The following is a 24661-nucleotide window of genomic DNA, read 5'->3' as shown; positions in this document are numbered from 1 at the left end:
ATCGAAGTGCCCTTAGACATGGAAGTTTGGCACAAAGCGCCCTAGACCATGCTGAAACAGTCGAAACCACACCATCAGAATACAGGAAAAGTCGCCCTATGAGCTTCCTCGGCAAGGCATGGAAAGTGATCGTCGGGATCAAGGACGCGCTGGTGCTCGTCTTCATGTTGCTGTTTTTCATCGCCCTGTTCGGCATCTTGTCAGCCTCTCCCAACCCCGGTCAGGTGCGCGACGGTGCGCTGTATATCGATCTGTCGGGCTATGTGGTTGAGGAAAGCTCTCCGATTGACCCGATCGAGACGCTGCTGGCAGGCGAAGCTCCGCCGACCGAATATCAGGTGCGCGATCTGGTCCGCGCGCTTGATGCGGCAGCGGGCGATGAACGGATAAAGGCGGTGGTGATCGACATGACCGGCTTTGTCGGCGGTGGTCAGGTCCACTTGCAGGAAGTCGGTGAGGCGATGGACCGGGTGCGCAAGGCGGAAAAGCCGGTGCTGACCTATGCGCTCGGCTATGCCGATGATCACATGCACCTTGCCGCGCATGCAAGCGAGGTGTGGGTCGATCCGCTGGGCGGTGCGCTGATCGCCGGTCCGGGCGGCAGCAACCTTTACTATGCGCGCCTGCTCGAGCGTCTGAACGTCAATGCGCGGGTGTACCGCGTGGGCGAGTTCAAGTCGGCGGTGGAGCCCTATCTGCTAAACGGCCCCTCCGAAGCGGCGATGGAGAACCTTCGCAGCCTGTATGGCGCGATGTGGGAAGAATGGCAGGCCAATGTGAAGAAGGCCCGGCCCGATCTTCAGCTTGAGCGGGTGACGCGCGATCCGGTGGCCTGGGTTCAGGCATCTTCGGGCGATCTGGCGAAGGCCGCGCTTGAGGCGGGTCTGGTCGACAAGCTGGGCGACCGTGTCGAATTTGGCACCCGCGTTGCCGAAATCGCCGGTGAAGACCGCTGGAACGAAAAGCCGGGCGCTTACGCGCGCAGCGATTTCCTGCCCTATCTCGCCGATGTCGGCCCGGGCACGGGCAGTTCCTCCAACACAATCGCCGTCGTCACCGTGGCTGGCACCATCGTCGATGGCGATGCCGGGCCGGGCACTGCGGGTGGCGACCGGATCGCCGGGCTGCTCGACGATGCGCTCAGTGACGACGGGATCAAGGGTCTGGTCGTGCGGGTCAACTCGCCCGGTGGATCGGTCACCGCATCGGAGGAAATCCGGCGCGCGATCGAGCGGTTCAGGGCCAAGGAAATTCCCGTCGCCGTATCCTTCGGCAATGTCGCGGCCAGCGGCGGATACTGGGTGGCAACGGCGGGGGATCGCATCTTCGCCCAGCCCGAAACCATCACCGGTTCGATCGGGGTGTTCGCGGTTATCCCGACCTTTGAAGGGGCGGCGAACGAAATCGGCGTCAACGCTGCCGGTTATCGCACCACGCCGCTTTCGGGACAGCCGGACCTGATCGCGGGCCTGACCCCGGAACTGGATACCATCCTGCAAGCGGGTGTGACCGATACCTATTCCGACTTCCTTGAGCGCGTCGCCAAGGCGCGCGGGATGACGACCGAAAAGGTCGATCAGATCGCGCAAGGCCGCGTGTGGGACGGCGGTGCCGCGCGGCAACTCGGGCTGGTCGATCAGTTCGGTGGCCTGTCCGATGCCTTGCAATGGGTGGCGGGTGAAGCCGGGCTGGAGGAAGACGACTGGAGCGCGCGGTTCCTCGGCAAGCAGGAAGCCAATTACGATTCGTTGATCCGGCAATTGGTAACCGCCTCCGTGGCGCCTGCTGCACAAGCGCGCAGCGGCGATCTGTTCGCGATGGCGGCGCGGCAACGCGAAGTGCTGCTGGGCCAACTGGTCGCCGATGCGAACCGGCTTTCCGGCGCCCAAGGGGTGCAGGCCTATTGCCTTGAATGCCCTGCCCTTCCCCAGCCGGCTCGCCGCAGCGATACGCGCTCGCTCATGCAATGGCTGGGTGCGTGGATTTCCGGGTAAGCCGCGCACGCGAGATGCCGGGTAGATAGAGGCTTGCAATAGAGCCCGCACCGCAGTAGTTGCGCGCCCCTGTCCGTGAAACGGCAAAAAGGTCGTTTCCGCCAAAGGACGGGCGCGTAGCTCAGTGGTAGAGCACACCCTTCACACGGGTGGGGTCGCAAGTTCAATCCTTGCCGCGCCCACCATTTTTTCGATGACTTGGAACAGATGGCCTGCGTTTCCCTGCAAACGCGTGGCCGATAATGTCTCGATCATCTCCGGCAGAGACACGATACTTACCGATAGCCGTCTGGTCTGGCGGCTCAGTCCAGTGCAACGCGCTCCTCACGCAGCACCCTGCCTTTGCGCCCGGCTTCGGCGACAAGCGTGTCAGCTTCCCTCAGGACCGCGATGAAGTCCGCATAATCTTCGTCCATGCAGCCCGAGTTCCACGCGATCTCGGTTGTCGTCGCGCCCTTGGTCAGACGGATGGTCCCATACGCCAAGTCGGTCATGAAGTTGTCGCAGTCGTTCGCATCGGGCGCGGGCTGAGGCAGACGGGCGAGTACGCTTTCGAGCGCGCCATAGAGTCGCGCGTCTACATCGATTTCGTGCCAGACAAGCGTGTAGCTGCCGAGCGGTTCGCCCGCTTCCTTGCGCGCCTCGGTCCAGCTTCCTCCGACACCCGGAGCCATCCGCCACGAAGTCACGGTCTCGCCCCAGCTCTTGACCTCGAAGGCGATGAAGTCCCAGCGCGGCTCCGGCGCACCTTCCTGCGCATGAGACTGCGCCGCTGCCGCAAACGCAAGCAGGGCCGCTGCGGCCATCCGGGTGTGTCCAAGTTTCATTCTGATGCTCCGATCAAAGCCGGATCGAAGGAGTGCTGCTGGGCAAGATCGCGCTGTTGAATTCCGCGATCAGCGGGATCAGCCCAGTTGCAACCTTCCCCAAGACGCAATCCTCATCCGCCCTCTATGAGTGCATCGACGATGACGTAGGTTTCCGGCCCGAAACTGATCGTCACCTCGTCTTCCTTGCGGCTGACCTCAAAGTCCCAACCAGCCGAGCCGTCGGCTTGGGCGCTATCCGCGCCATAAGGGGTGGTTCCCTGGAAGAAGATCGCGCGCTTGCGCCCATCGGGCTTGAACACTTCGACCAGAGTGGTGCCGTCTTCACCCCAATTGCGCTTGACGCCTGCATTGCAGCGCATTTCGGGAGCAGCGCCGTCGAAACCGCAGGGCAGGATCGTGGTCGCGCTGTATTCGTCCCCCGGCGAGATAGGGTCGGGCATATCGGGCGGCGGTGGAGGCCCGTTGTTGGCATCTGCGACGACTTCGCCTGTCTTCGCTCCTTCCGCAGCGCTTACACCCGCTTCATCGCCCTGCGCTCCTCCGCACGCCGCGAGACTTCCGGCAAGCAAGCCGACCACGACCAATCTGTTCTTTCTCATAATCGCCTTCTCACCTTCTTCCTGCGTCATCCGGCACTCTAATCAGAGCGCGCCTTCGCTTCCGGTATACATCACCTCGCCGACAGTGCCGTCCCGATAGGCGAGGCAACGCCACGGCGCTTGGGCGCCATCGACATTGACGTAGATTGCGATAGCCGCTTCTGATTCCTCGATGCGGTTGGTCCCGGTCACGCGCGCTCCGGTCTCTTGCGCAACCCTGTCGCTGCAGCGGGTTTCGAGGCTGTTCGGCCCGCGGATCGCGACCTCCCTGGGAGTGGCGGGAGTTGCCTCAACGGGGGCATTCTCACCCAAACCGACATTGGCATCGCCCATCGCGATCGAGACCAGCCGCACGCCTTCGATATTGCCGACGATCTCCCCGCCGAGCGCTTCGGCAGAAGCCTCGTCCGGACAGCCGACGAGCAGCGCGCTATCGTCGAGATAGTTCGAGGTCGCTGCGCTTTCACCGAGCCGCCGGCACGCATCGCCTGCGTTTGGATACCCGTCACCGAAAGGCGCGAGGCTTTCGGGAATGACGGTGACAGCGGCTTCAGCATCGCCCTCATCTGTTGCATCATTCTCTGCGCCACCGCAGGCCGACATGGCGAGAATCGCAGCCGAGCAAATCATCACTCGCATCATCATTTCCAATCTCCAGTCAGTATCCGTTCGGGCCTTGGCTGATCACGGGTGCGGGAAGCGGCGTGGACGAAGCGCAGACCATCTTCGCTGCGTTCGCCGTCGCTTCCCTCACCGTCACGATCATGCTGCCAAGCCGGTCAGCGACAATTGGGGTGCTGGCCTATGTCGCGCAGGTCATAGAAGCGCCCGTCGGCGATCGTGACCTGAACGCATTGGCGGGATTCCGGCCGCCATTGGATCGAATAGCGTGTGTTGCCGCTGGTGAAGTTGTCGACCTGGCGGAAGCCGCGCCGCTCGAGTTCGCTCATCCCGCCTGCAGCGCGCGCGTTCTGCAAATCGTCGAAGCGCGCGACCTGAGCGTATCCTCCGCGACGGTGATGATCGCGAAGGTTCGCCTCGCGCTCTTCGGTGCCCTTCTCATAGCCGTGGGCATAGGCATCATCGCGATTGTAGTTGTGATAGCCCGCATGATGGAGCCCATCGCGATAGCCGCGATCGAATTCGGCGGTCTGGGTCTCGTCGTAGTCACGCCCTTCCCGGTGATGCGACTTACCACCCGCGAGCAAAGCGCCGAGCAGAACTGCGCCCACGCCGATGGCTGCTGCCTCTCCGCCGCTGATGCCGCCCGAATGGCCGCAATCCTTGTTCGGCGCATCGTTGATCGTCATCACCTGGCCGCTGCGCTCTGATGTCTCGACGACAATGCAGTTGTCTCCCCTTTCCTGCCACCAATAGCTGTTGGCAAAGCCGCCGCTGGTGCGGTGGCTGCTGACATGGCGAAAGCCGCGGTCGTAAATCGTGCGTTCGACTTCGGCCGCGTTGCGTCCGTTCAGGTAGGTCAGGTCATTTGCCTTCTCAGCCAGAGCAGGGGTCGCAACAAGCGCACCACACGCCGATGCGGAGACAAGATAGCGGGCAATCGAGTTCATTGTAGTCTGCTCCCATTTTCCCGGCCGATCCAGACCGGGGATGTTTCCCGGGACTGAGCCGGCACTGTCATCGAACCCGCTCACCGTGTCGTTCCCGGCTGCTTCCGGAAACACTTCGCAAACTAAACAATGCCGACAATGAGATACATCGACACCTTCTGCCACTAATTTGACATTTCATGCCAATAGTACACTAATCTGCCTCAAGCATTCTTCGTGGTCGGAAACGCTTCGTGAATATCGCCGCCCCTCTCGGATTCGATGCGTGCATTGCAGAACTTTCGCGCAAAGATCCCTTCAAGGCCTTTTCCAAGGTTCCCACGGGTATGCTCTCCTTTTGGGCGGAGAGTATCGGCTGGCCCGACTGGCTTTTGGAGGGCACGAGCCATGCCGGAAGCAAACAACTGCCACGCCGGATCCGCATGGTTGACGACCTCAAGGCCACCGCCAACCTGATCGAACGGATCGGGGAGGAACGCCTCGTGGAGATGATCTTCGAGTGGGGAAGGTTTCCGGGCGATACCGCCGTGCTCTCCGCACCCGATCTCGGATCGGCGCTTTCGTTCTTCAGCGCCAACGTCAACCGAACCAATCCACCGATCAGTCTCGCACTTTGCGACAACGCTGACCCGGTACGGCTCTCTATGGCAATCGATCCTGACATCGCACCCTTCAGCCCCATTTACGAAAGCACGCTGATCGCCGTCGTCCTTGCCGTGGTGCGATCCTTCATCGAACTCAGGAAGGAGGGGCGGGATATTCTCGGCAAGGTGACGGTCGGCATCGTACGATCCTCGCCAGTGTGCGCTGGCAGATTTCCCTGCAGGATCGTGCGGTCCTCGCAGGAGCCCTTCATCGATATTCCGAAGGAAGCGCTTACCCGCACCAACCCAGGCTTTAATCCCGACTTTTGGGAAGGCATCCTGAGGCAGGGTCAGACCGACGAGAGGCCCACAAACGCGGACATCCCCGAGGTCATCCACGCGGTAGAAGCGGCGGTGACGGCATCGTTAAAGGAACATGGCCGGATCCTGCAATTTGCAGAGGTGGCCCGGTCACTCGACCGTTCGCAGCGCACTCTCGCACGCAATCTAGCGGGGTCGGGGTTCAGCTATCGTTCCATTGTTGACCGGGTCCGCCTCACCATGGCGCAAGACCTGTTACTGCATCGAAGACTTGCCGTTCACGAGGTTGCCAAGCGGCTCGGATATGGCGACGACACTGCCTTCGTGCGCTCGTTCCGGCGGCATTTCGGCGTGTCACCCGCGCGTTGGCGCCGCAATGAACTTCTGGCGCTGTCCAAGGGAAATACCACTGCATAAGCGGCAATGAAGGGAGTGGGTGAAGCTATCGGCCAACTTCGTGAGGAATAGGTAAGGCAATCGCTGTCACCCGCCCGATATGCGCGAGCAGAAGTTAAACGCCCCGCACGACCCATGTCATGCGAGGCGTTCAGGATTGCTGCGTACCGGCAGAGCCCGGGCGGTCAGAACCGCTTCCCGATGGCCATCCCTGCGAAGAAGTCCGCGCTGCTGTCGTTGAAGCCCGTACCGGCGTAGGTGGTCAGGCTGAAACCTTCACTCAGGCGGAAGCTGGCCCATGCCGAAGCCTCGCTTGATGCCTGCCGTCCGGCAAAGGCCGATTGCTGCCAGAAGTAGTCCGCTCCGATATAGACACCGTCCGTCGCCCTTACGCTGGCACCACCACCCGCGCCCCAAGTTGATCGCAGGGTGGAACCTTCGGGTTTTCCGGCAAGGCGGCGGCGACCATGGACATACAGGGTCGCATCGCCGATTTCCTGAACGAGATCGGCGCTAAGCGTAACATCGACTTCGCCTGTGCCCAGCCGCTTGGTCCGCGATGCTGTTGGCAGCTTTACTGCAACTGCCGGCTCGAAATAGGTGCCCGATGCGAGCTGGATAGAATAGAGCGCAGACACGTTCACATCGCCGAAACCGCTGCGGCTGTTGTCCGGGCCGGCAAAGCCGTCTTCATCGACGATATCGTCATCGTCGATCACATCGTCGTCGAGCTCGTCCTCGACCTCGATGTCCTTGGAGCCGGAACCCGAACCCGAATTGCCGCTATCGCCACCACGTCCGCGTCCGCGCCCGCGACCTTGTCCGCCGCCACCGCTGTCACCGAAGAACGCGTCCCGGCCTTCGGGCGTGGCGAGCAGCGACCCCGGACCTTCGATCATGACCCACGGAACCGAAACACGGAGCCTGAGACCGTCCTTCTTGTAAGTCAGGCTGACCGGGATCCCGATGACTTCGGTGTTCTCGAGTTCGCCATAGTCGCCCGAGGAATAGCTGAGACCGGTATTCATCCGGATGCTGCCCGAACTGCCGGTGTTTTGGTCTTCGTCACTTTGCTGCGCCATTGCCGGCGTGGCCGCTACGAACAGGCCGACTATCGCGGCACCGACGGCGCTCTTCATGGAATTCTTCATTTTCGACACCCCGTTTGCGTATTCTGATCCCGCTTATCCCGGCGGGAGATTTGAAAAATATTTCCGAAACTTGCAAGGCAGCCCCGGCCCGGTTGTTCCAAACCGGGGCTACCCGCGACCCGATGGGCTCAGGCCCCGTCAGAGAGAATTGTCTCCTCCCCGCCCGCGACCTTGGCCGCGCCCACGCCCACGACCCTCGCCAGGGGTGTCGGCGGCAGAGCCGCTGTCATCGACGCGGCCCATCGAGTCGTCAGCACTCCGTCCGCGATCGCGGCCACTGCGATCGTCGCCCGGTCCGTCGTCCGCGCCACGGCCGCGGCGATCGTCACCGGGGCCATCGTCAGCGCCACGACCACGGCGCATGTCGCCAGGTCCATCATCGGCACCACGACCACGGCGCATGTCGCCCGGCCCATCATCAGCACCGCGTCCACGGCGCATGTCGCCCGGCCCATCATCGGCACCGCGTCCACGACGCATGTCACCGGGGCTATCGTCTGCACCGCGACTGCGCGTGCGATCCTCGAATTCACGATCCCGACCGCGATCGCGCACCCTGTCGCGATCGTCAAAACCGCGGTCATCTGATTCCCGGCTGCGGCGAATTTCGCGCTCGGGCGATTCACAACCGCGGCAGTCGCTCACGCCTGCCGAACGGTCTTCGCGGCCCGCTTCGGCCGCCACCGGGCCGGACAGCACCACTGTCAGGCACAGGCCAGCGAAAGCGAATGCCGAAGCTCTTGTCTTGCCATTCATAGCTTGCTCCATCTGTCTTTCTTCGTTGTCTCAAGGACGAAGCGACTACGGAGCGCGGAATGCTTTATTCCGGGGAAGCCAATTTATTTTCCTGACCAACCGCTGACGATGATTTCACGTTCACGGTCGATCGGCAGCGGGTCCCCGGCATCAAGCCTTGCATAGGCGGCGTCCAGATTTTCGGACGCTCCCCCAGAAGCCAACGCGATTTCGCTGCTGTCGGGCATTTCGACGGCATCATCGCTCCAGCCCTCAATCACCCACCCGCCGGATGATCGACAGGCGATCCCAGACGATGAGGACGCATTGGATGCCCTGTATTCGAACTCACGACAGAAGCGGCCATCCCCGGCTTCGAATGTCAGGATCGGAGTCAGTGTAGCTCCGTTATCGAGCGCGGCCATCTGCCCGGAAGGCGTTGCCTCAAGAGCATCGCCCATGACCGGACCTCCACCACCTGGCAGTGTGTGTGTCATGACAAGCGCAAGGCCAGCCGCAATTGCCGCGCCTGCGCGAACGCCCCAGCGGTTCCAGAATGGCGGATTGTCGTTGGCCGGCGCGGGTGGTGCCGGGTGATGCGGCGACCCGGCTTTGGCATCGGCAAGCCCCATCCGCTCAAGGAACGCTGGGTCAAGCGCGCCATCGGTATCGAGAGACATGGCCTCCCTAAGCAAAGCGTCGTTTTCGCTCAAGCGGGCGACATCTTCGGCCAGCGAGGCATCGGCTTCCATTTCGGCTTCGAATTGCTCGCATTCCGCATCGCTCATCGCGCCGTCGAGATAGGCGGCAATGCGCATCTCGCGTTCGGTATTGCCGGTCATTGGCTGTCCTCCCCGTGGACATGACGGTCGATTGATCGACGTGCCCGTGAAATGCGGCTCATGACCGTCCCGATCGGGATATCGAGCGTTTCCGAGGCTTCCTTGTAGCTCATGCCATCGAGTACCACGAGCGTGATGAGCGTCCGCTGATCCTCCGGCAAGGCGGCCAGCGCGCTGCGTGCCCGCGCAAGATCCGAACGCCCTTCGACTTCGCGCACGCCGTCGCTGCCGATCATGTCGAACGCTTCGATGACATCGACCTCATGTCCGCGCGTCCGAAGCTTGCGGTTCTCGTCGATCCAGATGTTCTGAGCGATCTTGTACATCCAACTATCCAATCTAGAGCCGGACACGAACTGATCCGCGCGTGCCAGGGCTCGCTCGACGGTTGCCTGGCAGATATCGTCTGCAACGTCCTGCCTCCGCGCGAGCGCAAGGCAGAACCGCCGCAGCCGTGGCAAGACCTCGATCATCTGCCTGCGCAGATCGCCTTGTCCCGTTTCGCCAGTTTCCGTCATCCCACTCCCCGAATACGGATTCGCTGCGCGTTTATTCCCGAAGCGGCAAAACAACACAAATTCCGGTCAAGATACCGCTCGAATGCGGAATATCTCTCGGCGTTGCCCGTTGTTGATCGATGGCGTACACCTTGGAAACACGCAAAGATGTTTGAATACAAATCTCTTTCACGCCGCCTTGCGAGTGGCATTTGTGCAGCTGCCCTCGTTGCAGGCTGCGCTGGCTTGCTCGCGGCCGAACCGGGCAGCTCTCAGGACAGGGTGCGGGAGGACGACGGTGACCGGACGGCGCGTGCGCTTGAACGTGCCGAACGTGACGCCGCCCGGGCTGCCGAGCGCGCGGCACGGGACGAGGCGCGCTACGCCGAAGACCGCGCACGTATTCTTGAGCGGGACAGTAACGATCCCGAACGCCAGCAACGCGAACTGGCAAGGCTGGAAGAGGATCGCGCCGAAACCCTCGCCAAGGCGCAAGAGGAAGCAGCCAAAGATGCCGAGGATTTCGCCAAGGAACTGGCCAAGGCACAGGAAGACGCGGCGAAAGATGCCGCCGAACGGGCAGAAGATGCCACCGAATACGGTAGCAGTTCGGACATGCGCGATCTCGCGGCCGATGAATTGCCCGATTATGACGAGCGCGGATTTCCGGTGCGGCGCGGGGAAATCGTTGGTCTCAGTCTTGGCGAAGCTGCGCTCGAGAGGCTGAAGGAATCCGGGTTTGAGGTATTGTCGCGGCAGGAATTGCCTGCGTTGGGCAGTTGGCTGCACCGCCTGCAAGCGCCCGCAGGACAAGACGCTTCGACAGCATTGCAGATTGCGCGCGGCGCAGAGCCTGATGCTGTGTTCGACTACACCCACTATTACGGCCTGCAATACACGCCGGCAGGAGCTGGTGCATCTTCGGCACAGGGATCGCTTCCGCGAAAAGAGGGACGGCTCACGATCGGAATGATCGACACGGCAATCGTGAGCCACCCGACTTTGAGTGACGTGTCGGTGGAATCGCGGGATTTTGCCTCAGGCGATACCGCCCCCAAGGCTCACGGAACTGCTGTAGCTTCAATCCTTGCGAGCGAGGGAACCAGCAAGCTGTATGTGGCAAACATCTTCCGAACGGGAAGGACAGCCCGGCCTTACACTTCAGCCGATACTATCGTTGATGCTCTGAACTGGATGGTCTTGCAGAAAGTGCCCGTCGTCAACATGAGCCTGGCCGGCCCACGCAATGCGATCCTCGATCGATTGATCGAGCAGGCGATCGGGCGCGGTACGCTGATTGTTGCTGCCGCAGGCAATGGCGGGCCCTCGGCACCTCCAGCCTATCCTGCAGCCTTGCCACCGGTGATCGCGGTGACCGCGGTTGACCGTCGCGGACGGGTGTACCGCTATGCCAACCAGGGCAATTACATCACGGTTTCTGCGCACGGGGTCGACGAACCGGCTGCCAATGCGCTGGGCGGGATCACGAGATTTTCAGGCACAAGCTTTGCCACACCCCACGTGGCTGCATGGATGGCGCGATGTCAGCAGCGATACTCGGCGCAATCCTGTGCCCGGCGTTTGCGCCGATCAGCCCGTGATCTGGGTGCGACAGGTTATGATCCCGTCTATGGCCACGGCCTGATCGAATAGTCGGTCTGCAGAACAACGAAAGGCGGCGAGGCCAGTAACCTCGCCGCCTTTGCTGTTGCGACCCTCGGGCTGTCAGAAGTGGAAGCCAAACCCGAACAGCACCGGCTGGAGCCCGAACAGGCTCGCGCTGCCCAGGAAGACACTACCGACAATCATCGCGAACGGGATCATCGTCATGATGCGGAGCGCCTTCTGATCCCAGCCGAGGCCGTGGAGGTAGGGCTGCATAAGAAATGCGAGGGCCAATCCGGCAAAAGCCGGCTGGAAGCTCACAAAGGCGGCGGCCAGAAACAATGCGCCGGCAATGATCTCGAAGCTCCACGTGGCCATTGAGTCAGGGTGCGTTTCCGAAAGATATCGGTTCACGGCCGAGCCTTCCTTGCTCGCCTTGTTGGCGAGGCCTTTGACGTCGCCCGTGACAAGGAAGCGAGCCTTTCCTGTCAGCGCATAGCCGGCCACGCAAACTGCCGAGAGCGGGCTGAGTGCAGCATAAAGGGCTGTGCTGCGCGACAGGAACCGCCACAGGCGCAACGGCTGGCGCCAATGCTCGAGAATGAAGCAAAGGATTGGGGCGAACAGGGTCAGCACCGTCATGGCGAAGAAATCGGGCGTGAAGATGCGGGTTAGCTCAGGCGGCAAAAGCCGGACCGGAACAGCCAGTTCCCGGCCAGCGACAACCCAGGTGATGTCCTGCTGCTGCCCGAGGACAAAGGGCATGCCCAAGCCGGCGAGCAACATGAAAATGAAGAAGAAGAATGTCAGCGGCAGATTGGCCGTCGGGAACAGGATATCCAGTTTCTCGATCAGCGGGATCCTGCGCGACCGGAGCAAAGGCATTGTCCATTTGTGCAGGAATTCGCAGGTACCGCGTGTCCACTTCACGTGGCGGACGCGGAATGAACGCACCGTCTCGGGAAAGGCCTCCGTGCACACGACATCTTCGGCGAAAATTCCATAATAACCACGCTCGCGGATGGAGATGGCATAGGCAAGGTCCTCACTGACGATCTCGTCAAAGCCGCCGACTTCTTCCCAGCACCCGCGCCGCAGCAGCGCGCCATGCCCCAGGAACATCACGAAGCCGAACTTGTTGCGCAGCGGCTGATACCACTTCCAGTGCACATCAATGCCGATCCGCATGTCTTCCTGAAGCTGCGTGCTGGTTTCCTCTTCGCAGCGGTGATTGGCCTGTACGAAACCGCACTCGGGATCGTTCTGGAGATAGGGGACCAGCCTGCGCAAGAAACCGACAGGCAGGATTTCATCAGCGTCGACAACCGCGAAATACGGTTCGCGGACATGATGCGTCAGCGCATGATTGAGATTGCCCGCCTTGAACCCGGTGCGCTGTTCACGCCGGATCACCTTTACCTTCGCCGGATTTTCGGCCGCGAAGGCATCGACAATGTTCTGGTATTCGGGATCGCTCGAGTCATCGAGCAGGTAAAGCGTGAAGTTCGGGTAATCCACTTCAAGGCAGCTTTGCGCGCTTGCCCTGACAAAGTCGTTGCACGTCGTATACAGCATCGCGACCGGCGGCTGGCTTGTCGAAAGAAGCGGTGCGGGCTTGGTCACGAAATTGCGATAGATCGATGCGAACACCACTACCCCCACATTGTAGAGGCCATAAAGCCACGCAATCGGGGTGAAGAACGCAAAATAGCCAAGGATGAATCGTGCCGTCCACGTTTCGGCGGACAAAACGAGATCCCACAGCCGCGGGCCGAACCACAGAAGGCTGGCTGCCCATGCGCCGAAGATGAATAGGAACAGCCACGGCTTGCGATCATCGGCAGACCAGACCTTGTCAGAGGTAAAGCCATCTTCCGAAGCGGACTCGATGAAACCGGCGTCGTCGGTTTGAGCGGGTTCTTGTATCCGTGTGAGAAACATATGCGCCTCCATCAATTGCGAGGCAGGCGCAGGGTCACGCCAACCAGAATGCGGGTGAAATCGACAAGCGGGGTTTCCTCGCGCGCGACGTTGAGGTGCACGCGGTGCCATCCGCCGATGCGGGCCGATGCGTTGCCGAAGATCGTGAAGACGCCGCCATCCGCGGCCGGGTTCACGCTGGAGACGTTTCCGCCGCCAACGCCCACGCCAATTGCGAAATCGCCGCTGTTGTATTCGCCATAGCCGACCGCGCGCCATTCATCGTCACGGCTTGCCCCTGAGCGCGCAAGGTATACGCTCGGTTCGAAAGACAGGTGCTGTCCCAGCCGGAAGTTGTGGCCTGCATAAACCAGCCGATCGGTGAAGCCTTCGCTGTGCGGGCTGATCTGTCCTCCCAGCTTGGTCGCGCCCAGGCCGGAGAGATAAACGCCTTCGACCTTGTAGACCTGTTGGTCTTCGCCCAGTGGCAAATCACGATAGCCGAATTCGACGCTGCCGATGAAGCTGTCCGAGAACTGGTGTTGCCCGCCAACGAAATAGGTGGTTGCGTTCTGGCCTGCTCTCGCCAGCACCGGATTGTCGAGTGACAGCCCGTCGTCGTAGCGGGCATGGACACGGGTTCGCGGGGTAATCCAGCTCGCCAGCTCGACAAGGCGCAAGCCGGCGTCTCCGCCTCCCGAAGTGTCGCCCGCCCAGACCGACAGTTCGGCAACAGCTGGATAGTCATAGGCGCGGCGCAATCCGCTGCGGGCTTCGGCATTCGAAGGATCGATTGCCTTTGCCTCGCGAAATGCCGCCGCAGACCGGCGTGCCTGACTTGCCGCGATGCGGGCGTTGCCTGCCCCGATCCATGGTTCGGCCCTGTCGGGAAACTCGTAAGCGATCTGCTGGAATGCATTTGCCGCCCGCTCGTTCTCGCCCGCCCAATAGGCGTTATAGGCGATCCCCTTCTTCGCGCCCTCGTTGTCGGGGGCAATGGCGAGCATCCGTTCAAAGTACCGCTCCGCCAAACCGTGCTTGCCGGACCACGCGGCGATGTATCCCGCAGCATTCAGAACGGCGAGATCGTCGGGCGCCCGGCCTAGCGCCCTGTTGATGTCCGCCTCGGCAAGCGCCCAGTCCTTTTGCCAGCCATAGGCCGTCGCGCGCCCGACCAGAGCATTCACATTGTCCGGATCGCGTGCCAGCACATTGCTCCAGGCGGCGATCGCCTGCTCCGCGCGGCCAGCGGCCATGGCCTGCTCGGCTTCGGGCTCTTGCGCAAAGGCGATTGCCGAGGATGTGAATACCACCAGCGCGACCGCGCTCATCAGGCCGAGCCTGATACTGGTTCTTCTCGCCTCACTCTTTGGCGGACGCTTGATCTCGATTGTTGCAGCCATCTGTGTCACCCCTTTTGACCGATTGTCTCGGGTGACTACGGGGGCGTGGTGCGATTATTCCGCCGCCTTCGATTTTTTTTGCAGATCCCGCATCCGGAAGGGGCCGAACCCGCTGCATGAGCGGCAGCGTATCGAGCGGGTAGACTCGCAGCGCGGAGCGCGAAGAGGGCCGCGCCAGCGGCCAACGGAACCGGAGCCCGCGCAGTGAGCGCAGCGAATGGAGCGGGTGAAGGGAATCGAACCCTCGTCGTCAGCTTGGGAAGCTGCTGCTCTACCATTGAGCTACACCCGCGCAGGTTCTGCCGCCGCATCTGTCGCGAATGCCCGCTTTCGTCAATCCACTTTCGCGGCAGGCCAGCCGAGTCACCCTCCGCATCCTCCGCCATTCTGGCCAGCCAAAGCCTACAGCGTGGAACAGGTGGAACACGGTCCAGAGGAAAAAACCTCCGTTGTGTCACCATTAGCGCGCAAAGTGTCACCTTTCCCCCCGAAGTGTCACCCGGATCGGCGTGAGTGTCACCTTTGGCCGGGAAAGTGTGACTATAGCCGCACCCGAAGTGTCGCCTTTCGCGGACGAAAGTGTCACCCGAAAGGCTATGCGCAGCGTGTGGATTAGGGGCGGGATGAAAGGCGACCATGCGCCCGATGGTAGCTCTGCGAGGCGGTGTAGGACAGCGGGGGGGGTGGTGCAACTGCGTAGAATTGCTTTCGGGTGGGTATGCCTCGCCCTCGCCCCCACACCACGCCCAGCAAATTAGGCAGTCCGCACCCCCTTGCCTCCGGCGCCGTGCAGCGTCATTGGGTGGTCGCAAGAGACAGGAGAATTCCCCATGCGTCAGATCGACCATTTCATCGTAGGCGACACCCCCGCGCCGACTCGCAAGGCCCAGATTTGGAACCCCTCTACCGGAGAGATCCAGGCTGAGGTCGCGCTGGGCGATGCCGCGCTGCTCGAACGCGCGGTGGCGACGGCCAAGCGGGTGCAGCCCGGCTGGGCGGCGACGAACCCGCAAAAGCGCGCGCGCGTCATGTTCCGCTTCAAGGAGCTGATCGAGGCGAACATGCAGAGCCTTGCCGAAATGCTTTCATCCGAACACGGCAAGGTGATCGATGATGCCAAGGGCGATGTGCAGCGCGGGCTGGAAGTGATCGAATTCGCCTGCGGCGTCCCGCAGGTCCTGAAAGGCGAATACACGCAAGGCGCAGGGCCGGGCATTGATGTCTATTCGATGCGCCAGCCGCTGGGCATTGGCGCGGGGATCACCCCGTTCAACTTCCCCGCGATGATCCCGATGTGGATGTTCGGCATGGCCTGCGCGGCGGGCAACGCCTTCATCCTCAAACCGTCGGAGCGCGATCCCAGCGTGCCGGTGCGGCTGGCCGAACTGTTTGTCGAAGCGGGCGCGCCCGAGGGGCTGTTGCAGGTCGTCCACGGGGACAAGGAAATGGTCGACGCGATCATCGACCATCCCGATATTCCGGCGATCAGCTTTGTCGGATCGTCCGATATCGCGCATTACATCTATCACCGCGGTGCCCAGAACGGGAAGCGGGTGCAGGCTTTCGGCGGGGCGAAGAACCACGGGATCGTGATGCCCGACGCCGATCTGGATCAGGTGGTGAACGATCTGGCAGGGGCGGCTTTCGGCTCTGCGGGTGAACGCTGCATGGCGTTGCCGGTGGTGGTGCCGGTGGGCGAGGACACGGCGGAGCGGCTGAAGGAAAAGCTGATCCCGGCGATCCATGCGCTTCGCATCGGCGTATCGACCGATCCCGAGGCACATTACGGCCCCGTCGTCACGCCCGAGCACAAGGCGCGGATCGAACAATGGATCACCACTGCGGCGGAAGAAGGCGCGGAAATCGTCATCGACGGGCGCGGCTTCACGCTGCAGGGGCATGAAAAAGGCTTCTTCGTCGGCCCGACCCTGATCGACCGGGTGACGCCGCAGATGAAGAGCTATCAGGAAGAAATCTTCGGGCCCGTGCTGCAGATCGTGCGGGCAAAGGATTTCGAGGACGCGCTGCGGCTACCTTCGGAACATCAGTATGGCAATGGCGTCGCAATCTTCACCCGCAACGGCCACGCCGCGCGCGAATTTGCGAGCCGGGTGAATGTCGGCATGGTCGGCATCAACGTGCCGATCCCGGTTCCGGTCAGCTACCACAGCTTTGGCGGGTGGAAGCGTTCGGGCTTTGGCGACATCGATCAATACGGGACGGAGGGCCTCGCTTTCTGGACCAAGAAGAAGAAGATCACCCAGCGCTGGCCCGATGGCGGCGGGGATGGCTCCAACGCCTTTGTCATTCCGACGATGGGGTGAAGCTGCTATGGGGCGATCATGAAACCGATCGCCCCGATTGCCGCCGCTCTCACACTCGCGCTCGCCGCCTGTTCGGGCGAGGCGGACGCGCCTTCGGATGGCGCGGATGTCGATCCTGCCGGGGTCGAGGCTCCCATGTATATGCCTGTCGTGATCCCGTCCCGGTTCCAGGGCGTGTGGGATTATGTCGAGGGCGCGTGCTTGCCCGAAAGCGACTTGCGGATGGAAATCGGCAGCGATGAAATCCTGTTCTACGAAAGCATGGGCAAGCTGACCGGGATCGAGCTCGAAGGCGAGAATTCGATCGTGTTGATGCTCGCCATGGAAGGCGAAGGCGAGCGGTGGGAACAGAAACTGCGGCTTGCCTTTGGAGAGGATGGCAAGACCTTGATGCCGCAGTTTTTCGATGGCGATAGGGTGTATGACCCCATGCCGCGCCAGAGATGCAACTAGGAGAAGCCCGATGATCCGATTGATTGCCCCGAGTGTGACCGTCTGCCTCGCGCTTGCGGGATGCGCAGGCAGCTATGCCGCTCCCGAACCCGCGCGGCCCGCGCCCGCCATGTGCGATGCGGCGGCGGTGCAATCCTATGTCGGCCAGAAGGCGAGCGGTGAAACCGGCGGGGCGATCCTTGCGGGGAGCAAGGCGCGCGCCCTGCGCTGGGGCCCGCCGAACAGCGCATGGACCATGGATTACCGCGAAGACCGGGTGAACGTGCGCTATGACGCAGGGATGACGATCACCGCGATCACCTGCGGATGAGTAAGCGCAGGCGCGCCACCTCCGGCTCACCGTTCGAAGCGCAGTTCGGCTTCTGCCGCGCTGTGCGGGTGGGGGACCGGATCATCGTCGCGGGCACAGGCCCGGTCGAACCCGATGGCACGACCACTCCCGGAGGCGCCGCCGAGCAGGCCGAACGCTGCTGCGCGATCATCGCTGCCGCGATTGAGGAACTGGGCGGTTCAGCCAGCGATGTCGTGCGCACGCGTATGCTGCTCACCGATTTCGACGATCAGGCGGCCGTGGGCGAAGTCCACGCGCGCTGGTTTGGTGAAGCCCGCCCTGCCGCAACCATGGCCGGGGTGGCATGGCTGTGCCGCCGCGAATGGAAGGTCGAGATCGAGGCCGAGGCTGTGATTTCGAACGGCTAGGCGACGATCTTGAGCCGCGGCGGTTGATCGCGCCACTCAGCCAGCGCATCCTCCATCCGTTCCATCAGCTGCAGCGTGTCCTGCGTCTGGTCGAGATCGTCCTTTGACACCAGCACCCGCACTTCGTCCCCGCCCAGAGCAATCGCGATCGTCGGCAGCGCGATGCCGTGATCGGGATAGGCAGCGGCGAAATCGTCGCGGTGGTGGAACGCCACTTCGAACGGCAGCTCGGCCAGAAAGCGTTTCCACTCCGGATGCATCGACACCGCGCCAAAGGTGATCGCGCAAAGCGAACACGGGTAGGTCGCGGGCGAGGCGATCTTCCACAGCGTATCTCTCAACGCATTCAGCAGGCCGCCATCGGCATTGTAGACGATCAAAAGGCGCGCGCGGGCCGGGATTGCGGAAGTTGTCATGAGATTTGATACGTTTGAAAGCCCGATCCGGTTACAGCATTGCGGCAGGAATGTCGCGGGCAATGCGATCATTGCCTATCAAACAAACGAGGCGGCACGCTCTTTTCTATGCCTGCGCCACGGGCTAAACCGCTCGCCATGACAGGACAATTTCAACTCACCGAAGACCAGCTCGCGATCCAGGAAATGGCGCAGCGTTTCACCGCCGACAACATCACCCCCTTCGCGGGCGAATGGGATGAAAAGCACCACTTCCCCAAGGACGTGATCAAGCGCACGGCAGAGCTTGGCTTTGGCGCGATCTATGTTTCGGAAGAATCGGGCGGGATCGGACTTGGGCGGCTTGAAGCCGCGCTGATCATGGAGGCGATGGCCTATGGCTGCCCCACCACATCCGCCTTCATCTCGATCCACAACATGGCCGCATGGATGATCGACCAGTTCGGCGGGCAGGAGCTGAAAGACCGCTACCTCCCCGATCTCATCACCATGGACAAGATCGCCAGCTATTGCCTTACCGAACCGGGCAGCGGATCGGACGCGGCGGGATTGAAGACCAGCGCGGTTCTGGATGGCGACCATTACGTGCTGAACGGCACCAAGCAGTTCATTTCGGGCGGCGGGGTCAACGACATTTACGTCACCATGGTCCGCACCGGCGATCACAAGACCAAGGGCATCACCTGCCTCGTGGTGGACAAGGACACGCCCGGCGTCAGCTTTGGCGCGCCCGAGAAGAAGCTCGGCTGGAACGCCTCCCCCACCGCGCAGGTGATTTTCGAAGATGCGCGCATTCCGGTGGCAAACCGCGTGGGCGATGAAGGCGAAGGCTTCCGTTTCGCGATGATGGGCCTTGATGGCGGCCGTCTGAACATTGGCGCGTGCTCGCTCGGCGGGGCGCAGCGGTGCCTGGATGAAGCCGTGGCCTATACCAAGGATCGCAAGCAGTTTGATACGCCGGTGGCTGATTTCCAGAACACCCAGTTCATGCTCGCCGACATGGCCACCGATCTGGAGGCGGCGCGCGCGCTGCTGTATCTGGCGGCGGCCAAGGTGACCGACAATGCGCCCGACAAATCGCGCTTTTCCGCGATGGCAAAGCGACTGGCGACCGACAACGGATCGAAGGTGGTCAATGATGCGCTGCAATTGTTCGGCGGATACGGATATTTGAAAGACTACCCCATCGAACGCTTCTGGCGCGATCTCAGGGTCCATTCGATCCTCGAAGGCACCAATCAGGTCATGCGCATGATCGTGGGCCGGGATTTGCTGCGGCAGTGAGGCGGCGCGCATGAGCCGCGAAAGCATTGCCATGGCTGCGCTCGTCGTCCCCGATTACGACGCCGCCATCGCTTTTTATGTCGGCGCGCTTGGCTTCACTCTTGTGGAAGACACCGAGATGGGCGGTGGCAAACGCTGGGTCGTTGTCGCGCCTTCTGGTGGCGGTGCAAGGCTGCTGATCGCCAAGGCTGCCGACGATGCGCAGCGCGCCGCGATCGGCAATCAGGCAGGCGGGCGGGTCGCTTTTTTCCTCCAAACCGATAGCTTCACCGATTGCCATAACCGCTTTACGGCAGCAGGGGTGACATTCCATGAAGAACCCCGCCACGAGCCCTATGGCACCGTTGCGGTGTTCAGCGATCCTTTTGGCAATCGCTGGGACCTGATCGAACCGAAAGCGAATTGATGACCGACGACGTTCTCACCCGCACCAACGGCCCCATCGGGCATATCTCGCTTAACCGGCCCAAGGCGCTACACGCGCTGACGCTGGAAATGTGCCACGCAATGTCCGCTGCTCTCACCGAGTGGGAAAAGGACGATGCGATTGCGGCGATCATCATCGATCATCACGACGGGCGCGGATTTTGCGCCGGCGGCGATATCGCTTTCCTGCGCAATTCGGCGCTGAACGATGGCGGTGTCTCTGGCCGAAAGTTCTTCCACGACGAATACCAGCTGAACCATCAGCTGTTCACCTATCCCAAGCCTGTGGTCGCCTTCATGGACGGGGTGACGATGGGCGGCGGCGTGGGCATTTCGCAGCCGGCGAAATATCGCGTGGCGACCGAAAACACCCGCTTTGCCATGCCCGAAACCGGCATCGGCCTGTTCCCCGATGTCGGCGGCGGCTGGTATCTTTCGCGGCTTGGCGGGCGGCTGGGCCAGTTCCTCGCGCTCACCGGCGCGCGGCTCGACGGGGCGGAGGCGCTGTGGACCGGCCTTGCCACGCATTACGTACCGCATGCCATGCTGGAGGATATCAAGGCGCGCATGCACGATCACCCGGATCGGATCGCGGGCATCCTGTCCGAGCCCGTGGGCACCCCGCCCAAGGCCCGGATCGAGGAAAACGCGGTGAAGATCGCGCGCCATTTTGCCAGCGATTCCTACGAAGACATCCTCGCCAGTCTCGAATCCGCCATCGAAGCGGGTGACGACTGGGCGCAAAAGGAACGCGACACGCTTGGCACCAAAAGCCCGCAGACCTGCAAGGTCGCGCTGCGCCAGCTTGCGACCAGCCTGACGCTGGACAGCTTCGCCGAAAACATGGCGATGGAATACCGCATCGCCAGCCGTGTGCTGACCCGCCCCGATTTCGCAGAGGGCGTGCGCGCGGTGATCGTGGACAAGACCCATGATCCCAAATGGAACCCGGCAACGCCCGAGGATGTGACCGAAGAATTGCTCGACGCGATCTTTGCGCCGCTCCCGGCCAACGAGGAATGGAAACCCCTATGAGCTACGAAACCATCACCGTCGAAACCGATGCCCGCGGGACAAAGGGCGTCACGCTGATGACGATCAACCGCCCGCAGGCGCTCAATGCCCTGAATTCGAAGGTGCTGGAGGAATTGATCGACGCATTCGCCGCCTATCAGGCCGACGCATCGCAGCTTTGCGCGGTGCTGACGGGATCTGGCGAGAAAGCCTTCGCCGCTGGCGCCGATATCAAGGAGATGAGCGAAAAGGCCGCTGCCGATTTCTATCTCGACGATTTCTTCTCCCCCTGGACCAGCGAAATCGTAAAGAAGACCCGCAAGCCGTGGATTGCGGCGGTCAACGGGTTTGCGCTGGGCGGCGGGTGCGAGCTGGCGATGATGGCCGATTTCATCATCGCGTCCGACAATGCGAAATTCGGCCAACCGGAAATCAAGCTGGGCGTCGCCCCCGGCATGGGCGGATCGCAGCGCCTGACCCGCGCCATCGGCAAGTCCAAGAGCATGGAAATGTGCCTGACGGGCCGGATGATGAGCGCCGAGGAAGCCGAACGATCGAACCTGATCGTGCGCGTGGTGCCGCAGGCCGACCTGATCACCGAAGTGCTGAAAACCGCCGCCACCATCGCCGCAATGCCGCCGATGGCGACGATCGCGAACAAGGAAATGGTGAACAGCGCGTTCGAAATGACGCTGGATCAGGGCCTGATCGTCGAACGCCGCATCTTCCAGATCCTCACCGCGAGCGAGGACAAGGCCGAAGGCATGGCGGCGTTCATCGAAAAGCGCGAAGGACAATGGAAGGGGCGTTAAACCGCCATGAACTGGTCACCCTTTCTCGAGATATTTGTCGGCCTGTTCCTGCTGCTGGGCGTAGCGCTGGGCCGGTTTACCGGGATAAGGGTGTGGTGGATCGGGCTCGGCATATTCCTGCTGGTCACGCTCGGGCTGATGGTGGCTGAACAGTCGACCCAATCGCGTGGCTGGAGCCTTAGCGGCGAGGATTTGTCGATCTATGCCCTGCTTGGCGGGTTCGCCGCGGTTCCGGCGCTCGCGACAGCGGCGCTCGGGCGCTTCCTAAAACGGAGAAAATCATCATGAAAATCGCCTTCATCGGACTCGGCAACATGGGCGGCGGGATGGCCGCAAACCTTGTGAAGGCGGGCCACAGTGTGCGCGCTTTCGATCTCAGCACTCCGGCGCGAGAAGCGGCAGAGGCAGCCGGGTGCGCAGCCTTCGACAGCGCCAAGACCGCTTGCGAAGGGGTGGATGCGGTCGTTTCAATGCTGCCCAACGGCGCTATCGTGAAAGCGGTCTATGAAAACGAGGTGATCGGCCACGCGCCTCACACCGCCGTCCTGATCGATTGTTCGACGATCGATGTCGCCACAGCGCGCGAAGTGGCCGACGCGGCCCATGCTCAAGGGTACAAGATGGTCGACGCGCCCGTGTCCGGCGGCATTGCCGCGGCGGCGGGCGGCACGCTGACTTTCATGGTCGGCGGCGAAGTCCACGCGTTTGACGCGGCAAAGCCCGTGCTCGAAGCGATGGGCAAGGCGGTGATCCATGCAGGCGCGGTGGGTGCGGGGCAGACCGCGAAAATCTGCAACAACATGCTGCTCGCCATCACCATGATCGGCACCGCCGAAGCGATGAAGATGGCGCAGAAGCTCGGCCTTGATCCGCAGAAATTCTACGAGATCAGCTCGCAAAGCTCGGGCTACAACTGGTCGCTCAACGCCTATACACCGATGCCGGGCGTGGGCGTGGAAAGCCCGGCAGACAGGGATTACCAGGGCGGCTTTGCGACCGGGCTGATGCTCAAGGATTTGCGGTTGGCGATGGAAGCCGCCGAAGGAGCCGGAGCGAACACCCCGCTTGGCGCCCACGCGCGCGAGATTTACGAGGAATTCGCCGAGGACAACGCGGCGCTCGATTTCTCCGGGATCATCAAGACCCTCTGATTTCGGCAAGCACCTTGTCGAGCCATGCGCGCGGTGCAGCCCTGCGTCCGATATCGGCGACAAATTCCTGGCCGCGTGCGACGCTGCGCAGCCGCTTTTCACCGTCGCCGCCCCTGATCCAGCGATCAGCGCGGTCGTGGTAGGACAGCCCCCCGCGCTTCAGCCAGTCGGGCCGTCGCCACAGGCTGGGCGGGCCGCCGGGCACCGTCAGGCGCAGGAAATCGCTGGCGCGCGTGGCGGTGCGCCCTTCCCCGCGCCAGATCACGTCATTGGCGCTGTGCATCGCCAGCGCATGCGGGTGCGCCATTTCGACCAGTTCTGCCGGTATTCCGGCGGATAGCGGGATGATTTCCTCGACCCGCAGATAGCCGAAGATGCGGTGATGCGGCTCCCCGCTTGCTTCCTCCGCAAACAGGCCGAAGAACAGGAAGACATCACCCACGCCCACGCCCTGCCCTTCGAGATGGGTTTGCGCGGCGCTGTGCTGGCCGAAGACGCAGGTGCCGTCAGAGCGGAACATCGGATCGTGGTGGCACAGGTCAGCCGCGTCCAGTCGCCCCTTGCTCGCCCGCACGGCATGATCGCCCAGCCCCAGATCGCCATAGCTGGTGGTGCTGGCCGTTCCCGCCGGGATCGGCAGGCTGACAGGGCGGCCATCGACGATCGGCGAAGGCCCGCCGCCCGCGCTGCTGTCGAAACCCTTGCGTGAGAAAACGATCTTCATTCAGCCCCTTCTGCCCGGCAGGAAAAAGTTGCACAAGGCGCACCCTTCCTTGCTTTGCGCGCAGGGCAGTTTGCGGCTAAAGGCGCGCCCATGACACAAGAGACAAAGGTTACCGCGCTGGTGATGGCGGGCAAGCGTTCGGGCGTGCTCGATCCGCTGGCCGAAAAGGCGGGCGTTTCGCAAAAGGCCGTGGTGCCGGTGAACGGCGTGCCGATGGTCGAGCGCGTGGTCCGCGCGGTCGCGGAATGCCCTGAGGTCGGCGCGATCCGCATCGTCGCGCACGAGCCCGATGAAATCGCCGCCCTGCCCGGTGTTGCAGCCCTGATCAAAGAAGGGCGCCTGACCTTTGCCGAAGGCAAGTTCAACCTTGTCGACAGCGTCTTTTCAGGGGCGGAAGGCGCGGAATTCCCGCTGCTGATCACCACCGCAGACAACTGCCTCGTGACCCCTGAAGGCTACACCGAATTCGTGACGAAATGTATCGCCGCCGGGGCTGATGTCTCGGCCGGTCTGGCGCGCAAGGAAGACGTGATCGCGGCTGATCCTGTCGGGCAAAAGCGGTTTTACGAATTCCGCGACGGCGGCTTTTCCAATTGCAACATGTACTGGATCGGCAATCGCGATGCGCTGGGCGCGGCGGAAATCATGCGTCAGGGCGGCCAGTTCATGAAATTCCCGAGCCGCATCATCAAGGCGTTCGGACTGATGAACCTAATCCGTTTCCGCCTCGGCACCGGTTCAAAGGAAAAGCTGTTCGAACAGGTCTCCAGACGGTTCGGCTTCAAGCTGGTCCCGATTGAGCTTTCCGACGGGCATTACGCCATCGATGTCGATGAGGAACGCTCTTTCGGCGTGACCGAACGTATCCTCAAACGCCGCGAAGGCTGAAGCTGGGACGGCTCCGCGCACG

Annotated in this window: 26 protein-coding genes and 2 tRNA genes; 15 read left to right on the top strand and 13 right to left on the bottom strand. The window is 62.2% G+C overall.

From position 1 onward, the window contains the following. The first annotated feature begins 98 nt into the window (after nt 1–98). Together sppA and L1K66_RS06085 are read left to right on the top strand one after the other, a co-directional pair. Nucleotides 99–1994 carry a signal peptide peptidase SppA gene (gene sppA, locus L1K66_RS06090; protein WP_252260072.1) on the top strand — a complete coding sequence of 632 codons (1896 nt, stop codon included), beginning with the start codon at nt 99–101 and terminating at the stop codon, nt 1992–1994. A gap of 110 nt (nt 1995–2104) precedes the next feature. Then, nucleotides 2105–2179, top strand: a tRNA-Val gene (locus L1K66_RS06085). Nucleotides 2180–2296: 117 nt separating this feature from the next. Here the strand turns inward: L1K66_RS06085 and L1K66_RS06080 are convergent. The 4 genes from L1K66_RS06080 to L1K66_RS06065 form a co-directional block, all read right to left on the bottom strand. Then, nucleotides 2297–2821: a hypothetical protein gene (locus tag L1K66_RS06080; RefSeq protein WP_252260071.1), complete on the bottom strand. Its 525-nt coding sequence runs from the start codon at nt 2819–2821 to the stop codon at nt 2297–2299. A 113-nt stretch (nt 2822–2934) separates the two neighbouring features. Next, on the bottom strand, nt 2935–3423 hold the full coding sequence (locus tag L1K66_RS06075) for a hypothetical protein (RefSeq protein WP_252260070.1): 489 nt from the start codon (nt 3421–3423) through the stop codon (nt 2935–2937). Between the two features lie 42 nt (nt 3424–3465). Continuing rightward, nucleotides 3466–4068, bottom strand: a complete 603-nt coding sequence (locus L1K66_RS06070; RefSeq protein WP_252260069.1) for a hypothetical protein — start codon at nt 4066–4068, stop codon at nt 3466–3468. Between the two features lie 134 nt (nt 4069–4202). Beyond that, nucleotides 4203–4994, bottom strand: coding sequence for a hypothetical protein (locus L1K66_RS06065; RefSeq protein WP_034953154.1), 792 nt, complete (start codon nt 4992–4994; stop codon nt 4203–4205). Nucleotides 4995–5227: 233 nt separating this feature from the next. On the opposite strand from L1K66_RS06065, the gene L1K66_RS06060 reads away from it, so the two are divergent. After that, complete coding sequence (locus L1K66_RS06060) at nt 5228–6316, top strand: helix-turn-helix transcriptional regulator (RefSeq protein WP_252260068.1); 1089 nt, start codon at nt 5228–5230, stop codon at nt 6314–6316. Between the two features lie 164 nt (nt 6317–6480). On the opposite strand, the gene L1K66_RS06055 is transcribed toward L1K66_RS06060, so the two are convergent. The 4 genes from L1K66_RS06055 to L1K66_RS06040 form a co-directional block, all read right to left on the bottom strand. Beyond that, nucleotides 6481–7446 (bottom strand): hypothetical protein, encoded by a 966-nt coding sequence (locus tag L1K66_RS06055; protein ID WP_252260067.1) that lies wholly within the window; start codon nt 7444–7446, stop codon nt 6481–6483. A 138-nt stretch (nt 7447–7584) separates the two neighbouring features. Continuing rightward, nucleotides 7585–8202 carry a hypothetical protein gene (locus tag L1K66_RS06050; RefSeq protein WP_252260066.1) on the bottom strand — a complete coding sequence of 206 codons (618 nt, stop codon included), beginning with the start codon at nt 8200–8202 and terminating at the stop codon, nt 7585–7587. An 83-nt stretch (nt 8203–8285) separates the two neighbouring features. Then, nucleotides 8286–9023 carry an anti-sigma factor family protein gene (locus L1K66_RS06045; RefSeq protein ID WP_252260065.1) on the bottom strand — a complete coding sequence of 246 codons (738 nt, stop codon included), beginning with the start codon at nt 9021–9023 and terminating at the stop codon, nt 8286–8288. Continuing rightward, nucleotides 9020–9541 carry an RNA polymerase sigma factor gene (locus L1K66_RS06040; protein ID WP_034952165.1) on the bottom strand — a complete coding sequence of 174 codons (522 nt, stop codon included), beginning with the start codon at nt 9539–9541 and terminating at the stop codon, nt 9020–9022. The genes L1K66_RS06045 and L1K66_RS06040 overlap by 4 nt, the downstream gene beginning before the upstream one ends. A gap of 225 nt (nt 9542–9766) precedes the next feature. On the opposite strand from L1K66_RS06040, the gene L1K66_RS06035 reads away from it, so the two are divergent. Continuing rightward, entirely contained in the window at nt 9767–11173 is a 1407-nt protein-coding gene (locus L1K66_RS06035; RefSeq protein WP_252260064.1) for a S8 family serine peptidase, read from the top strand. Between the two features lie 72 nt (nt 11174–11245). Here L1K66_RS06035 and L1K66_RS06030 read toward each other — a convergent pair whose 3' ends face one another. The 3 genes from L1K66_RS06030 to L1K66_RS06020 all read right to left on the bottom strand — a co-directional run bounded on the left by L1K66_RS06030 (nt 11246) and on the right by L1K66_RS06020 (nt 14740). Then, the gene (locus L1K66_RS06030) at nt 11246–13066 is read right to left on the bottom strand and encodes a glycosyltransferase (protein ID WP_252260063.1); all 1821 of its coding nucleotides are present in this window, start codon (nt 13064–13066) and stop codon (nt 11246–11248) included. 11 nt (nt 13067–13077) lie between these two features. Beyond that, the gene (locus L1K66_RS06025) at nt 13078–14448 is read right to left on the bottom strand and encodes a tetratricopeptide repeat protein (protein WP_252260062.1); all 1371 of its coding nucleotides are present in this window, start codon (nt 14446–14448) and stop codon (nt 13078–13080) included. Nucleotides 14449–14666: 218 nt separating this feature from the next. After that, a tRNA-Gly gene (locus L1K66_RS06020) sits at nt 14667–14740 on the bottom strand. Between the two features lie 538 nt (nt 14741–15278). Between L1K66_RS06020 and L1K66_RS06015 the strand changes: the two genes are divergently transcribed. Genes L1K66_RS06015 through L1K66_RS06000 form a run of 4 tightly spaced genes read left to right on the top strand, consistent with a single transcriptional unit; the run spans nt 15279 to nt 17924 of the window. Then, a complete protein-coding gene (locus L1K66_RS06015) occupies nt 15279–16772 on the top strand; it encodes a CoA-acylating methylmalonate-semialdehyde dehydrogenase (protein ID WP_252260061.1) in 1494 nt (497 codons plus the stop codon). An 18-nt stretch (nt 16773–16790) separates the two neighbouring features. Next, nucleotides 16791–17225 carry a hypothetical protein gene (locus L1K66_RS06010; protein WP_252260060.1) on the top strand — a complete coding sequence of 145 codons (435 nt, stop codon included), beginning with the start codon at nt 16791–16793 and terminating at the stop codon, nt 17223–17225. Between the two features lie 10 nt (nt 17226–17235). Beyond that, complete coding sequence (locus L1K66_RS06005) at nt 17236–17535, top strand: I78 family peptidase inhibitor (protein ID WP_252260059.1); 300 nt, start codon at nt 17236–17238, stop codon at nt 17533–17535. After that, the gene (locus L1K66_RS06000) at nt 17532–17924 is read left to right on the top strand and encodes a RidA family protein (protein ID WP_252260058.1); all 393 of its coding nucleotides are present in this window, start codon (nt 17532–17534) and stop codon (nt 17922–17924) included. The genes L1K66_RS06005 and L1K66_RS06000 overlap by 4 nt, the downstream gene beginning before the upstream one ends. Here the strand turns inward: L1K66_RS06000 and L1K66_RS05995 are convergent. Continuing rightward, nucleotides 17921–18340, bottom strand: coding sequence for a hypothetical protein (locus tag L1K66_RS05995; protein ID WP_252260057.1), 420 nt, complete (start codon nt 18338–18340; stop codon nt 17921–17923). The genes L1K66_RS06000 and L1K66_RS05995 overlap by 4 nt on opposite strands. Nucleotides 18341–18478: 138 nt before the next feature. On the opposite strand from L1K66_RS05995, the gene L1K66_RS05990 reads away from it, so the two are divergent. From L1K66_RS05990 to mmsB, 6 genes are read left to right on the top strand one after another with little or no spacing between them, the layout of a single operon-like run. Next, on the top strand, nt 18479–19624 hold the full coding sequence (locus L1K66_RS05990) for an acyl-CoA dehydrogenase family protein (protein ID WP_252260056.1): 1146 nt from the start codon (nt 18479–18481) through the stop codon (nt 19622–19624). Between the two features lie 10 nt (nt 19625–19634). Continuing rightward, nucleotides 19635–20030 carry a VOC family protein gene (locus L1K66_RS05985; RefSeq protein ID WP_252260055.1) on the top strand — a complete coding sequence of 132 codons (396 nt, stop codon included), beginning with the start codon at nt 19635–19637 and terminating at the stop codon, nt 20028–20030. Further along, nucleotides 20030–21085 carry an enoyl-CoA hydratase/isomerase family protein gene (locus L1K66_RS05980; RefSeq protein WP_252260054.1) on the top strand — a complete coding sequence of 352 codons (1056 nt, stop codon included), beginning with the start codon at nt 20030–20032 and terminating at the stop codon, nt 21083–21085. The genes L1K66_RS05985 and L1K66_RS05980 overlap by 1 nt, the downstream gene beginning before the upstream one ends. Then, on the top strand, nt 21082–21876 hold the full coding sequence (locus tag L1K66_RS05975) for an enoyl-CoA hydratase-related protein (protein WP_252260053.1): 795 nt from the start codon (nt 21082–21084) through the stop codon (nt 21874–21876). Before L1K66_RS05980 ends, L1K66_RS05975 begins: the two co-directional genes overlap by 4 nt. 6 nt (nt 21877–21882) lie before the next feature. Continuing rightward, a complete protein-coding gene (locus L1K66_RS05970; RefSeq protein WP_252260052.1) occupies nt 21883–22164 on the top strand; it encodes a hypothetical protein in 282 nt (93 codons plus the stop codon). Beyond that, nucleotides 22161–23027, top strand: a complete 867-nt coding sequence (mmsB, locus tag L1K66_RS05965; protein ID WP_252260051.1) for a 3-hydroxyisobutyrate dehydrogenase — start codon at nt 22161–22163, stop codon at nt 23025–23027. The genes L1K66_RS05970 and mmsB overlap by 4 nt, the downstream gene beginning before the upstream one ends. Here the strand turns inward: mmsB and L1K66_RS05960 are convergent. Next, nucleotides 23014–23751 carry an Nmad3 family putative nucleotide modification protein gene (locus L1K66_RS05960; RefSeq protein ID WP_252260050.1) on the bottom strand — a complete coding sequence of 246 codons (738 nt, stop codon included), beginning with the start codon at nt 23749–23751 and terminating at the stop codon, nt 23014–23016. The two genes, mmsB and L1K66_RS05960, sit on opposite strands and share 14 nt — an antisense overlap. 90 nt (nt 23752–23841) lie before the next feature. Here L1K66_RS05960 and L1K66_RS05955 point away from each other — a divergent pair, with 90 nt between their 5' ends. After that, nucleotides 23842–24639 carry an NTP transferase domain-containing protein gene (locus L1K66_RS05955; protein ID WP_252260049.1) on the top strand — a complete coding sequence of 266 codons (798 nt, stop codon included), beginning with the start codon at nt 23842–23844 and terminating at the stop codon, nt 24637–24639. The last annotated feature ends 22 nt before the right edge of the window (nt 24640–24661 follow it).

It is taken from the genome of Erythrobacter aurantius, from assembly GCF_023823125.1.
Lineage (GTDB): Bacteria > Pseudomonadota > Alphaproteobacteria > Sphingomonadales > Sphingomonadaceae > Erythrobacter > Erythrobacter aurantius.
Note: the sequence above shows the minus strand (reverse complement) of the source record. Positions and strands in the feature narration are given on the sequence as shown.